The organism is Streptomyces sp. URMC 123 (genome assembly GCF_051386515.1).
GTDB lineage: Bacteria > Actinomycetota > Actinomycetes > Streptomycetales > Streptomycetaceae > Streptomyces.
Genome location: NZ_JBPQTV010000538.1, coordinates 1 through 2,437 on the forward strand (window position 1 = coordinate 1; position 2,437 = coordinate 2,437).

Genomic DNA, 2,437 nt, shown 5'->3' on the forward strand with positions numbered 1-2,437 from the left:
CTGCTGCTCCTTGCCCTTGCCCGCGTCCTGGATTTCCTTCACCAGGCCGGCGAAACGCACTCACCGGGCCCCGCGCGCTCGACGCGCGCCTCCCGGCGTCAGCCGCCCAGCGGCAGCGACTCCCGCACCAGACGGGCCGCCGCCACCATGTTCCCGAGCGCCGCCTCGACCTCCTCCCGGCCCCGGGTCTTCAGCCCGCAGTCGGGATTGATCCACAGCCGCTCCGCCGGCACCGCCCGCAGCGCGTGCCGCAGCAGCTCCGCCATCTCCTCGGTGGTCGGCACCCGCGGCGAGTGGATGTCGTACACCCCCGGCCCCACCTCGCGCGGATAGCCGGCGGCCGCCAGCTCGTCGGCGATGCCCATCCGCGAGCGGGCCGCCTCCAGGCTGATCACGTCCGCGTCCAGCGCCTCGATGCCGGCCAGCACCTCGCCGAACTCGGCGTAGCACATGTGCGTATGGATCTGCGTGTCCGCCCGCACCCCGCTCGTGGCGAGCCGGAACGCCTCGGTCGCCCACTCCAGATAGCCCGCGCGCGCCGCCTGCCGCAGCGGCAGCAGCTCCCGCAGCGCCGGCTCGTCCACCTGGATCACCGACGTGCCCGCCGCCTCCAGGTCCGCCACCTCGTCGCGCAGCGCCAGCGCCACCTGGCGGGCGGTCTCGGCCAGCGGCTGGTCGTCCCGGACGAACGACCACGACAGCATGGTCACCGGGCCGGTCAGCATGCCCTTGACCGGGCGGTCGGTCAGCGACTGGGCGTACCCGGTCCAGTCCAGCGTCATCGGCGCCGGCCGGGAGACGTCCCCGGCCAGGATCGGCGGCCGCACATAGCGGGTGCCGTACGACTGCACCCAGCCGTGCCGGGTGGCCAGGAAGCCGTTCAGCCGCTCGGCGAAGAACTGCACCATGTCGTTGCGCTCCGGCTCGCCGTGCACCAGCACGTCCAGGCCGGCCTTCTCCTGGAAGGCGATCACCTCCCGGATCTCGGTGGCGATCCGCTCCCGGTACGCCTCCTCGGTGAGCCGGCCCGAGCGCAGCCCGGCCCGGGCCGCCCGCAACTCGCCCGTCTGCGGAAACGATCCGATGGTGGTGGTCGGCAGCGGCGGCAGCCCCAGCCGGGCGCGCTGGGCCGCCGCCCGCTCCGCGTACGGCTGCGGGCGCCGGGTGTCCGCCTCGCCGACGGCCGCGCACCGCTCGCGCACCGCCGTGTCCCGGGTGAGCGCCGAGCCGGCCCGCGAGGCGAGGGCGGCCCGTGCCGCCGCCAGCTGGGGCGCCACGGCGTCCCGGCCCTCGGTCAGGGCCCGGGCCAGCAGCGCCACCTCGGCGGTCTTCTGCCGGGCGAAGGACAGCCAGCGCTGCACCTGCGGGTCGAGCTCCCGCTCGGCGGCCGCGTCCAGCGGCACATGGAGCAGCGAGCAGGACGGCGCCACGTCCAGCCGCCCGGCCAGCCCGAGCAGCGTGGCCAGGGTCGCCAGCGCCTTCTCGAGATCCGCCGCCCAGATGTTGCGCCCGTCGATCACCCCGGCGACCAGCCGCCGGCCCGGCAGCCCGCCGATGCCGGCCAGCGCCTCCAGATTGCCCGCGGCCGGCCCCGTGAAGTCCATGGCCAGACCCTCGACGGGGGACTGCGCCAGTACGGGCAGAGCCTCGCCCAGCGCGTCGAAGTACGAGGCGACCAGCAGCTTCGGCCGGTCGGTCGCCGCGCACAGATCACGGTAGGCGCGCCCGGTGGCACTCAGTACGGCGCGAGGCTGGTCCTGCACCAGAACGGGCTCGTCCAGCTGCACCCACTCGGCGCCCGCCGCGCGCAGATCCGCCAGCAGCGAGGCGTACGCCGGCAGCAGCCGGTCCAGCAGGGTCAGCGGCTCGAAATCGGCCGGGGCGTCCGGGCCCGGCTTGGCCAGCAGCAGGAAGCTCACCGGCCCCAGCAGGACCGGCCGGGCGGTCGCCCCCTCCCGCCGCGCCTCCGTCAGCTCCGCCACCTGGCGCCGGGAGTCCGCGGTGAAGACCGAATCGGGGGACAGCTCCGGCACCAGGTAGTGGTAGTTGGTGTCGAACCACTTCGTCATCTCCAGCGGCGCCACCTCCGCCGTGCCACGGGCCATGGCGAAGTAGGTGTCCAGCTCACCGAGGCCGGCGGCGCGGTGCCGCTCCGGCACGGCGCCGAGCGCCCAGGCCATGTCGAGCACGTGGTCGTACAGGGAGAAGTCCCCGGTGGGGATCTCGGCGAGGCCCGCCGCCCGCAGCTCCCGGCGGTTGCCGGCGCGCAGCTCGGCGGCGGTGGCCAGCAGGGCCTCCTCGCTGGTACGACCCGCCCAGTAGCTCTCGACGGCCTTCTTCAGCTGCCGGTCGGGGCCCTGCCGGGGGTAGCCGTACGCGGTGGCGCCCACGCGCGGGGGGCGTCCGCCGGCGGCCGCATCGGGCGCGGGGGTGGGGG

The 2,437-nt window shown here is 75.5% G+C and carries 1 protein-coding gene; it reads right to left on the reverse strand.

All coding sequences use genetic code 11. The annotated features are described in order from the left end of the window. Positions 1–98: 98 nt before the first annotated feature. The gene (gene metE, locus ACSNOD_RS30480; protein ID WP_436770317.1) at positions 99–2,390 is read right to left on the reverse strand and encodes a 5-methyltetrahydropteroyltriglutamate--homocysteine S-methyltransferase; all 2,292 of its coding nucleotides are present in this window, start codon (positions 2,388–2,390) and stop codon (positions 99–101) included. Positions 2,391–2,437: the final 47 nt, after the last annotated feature.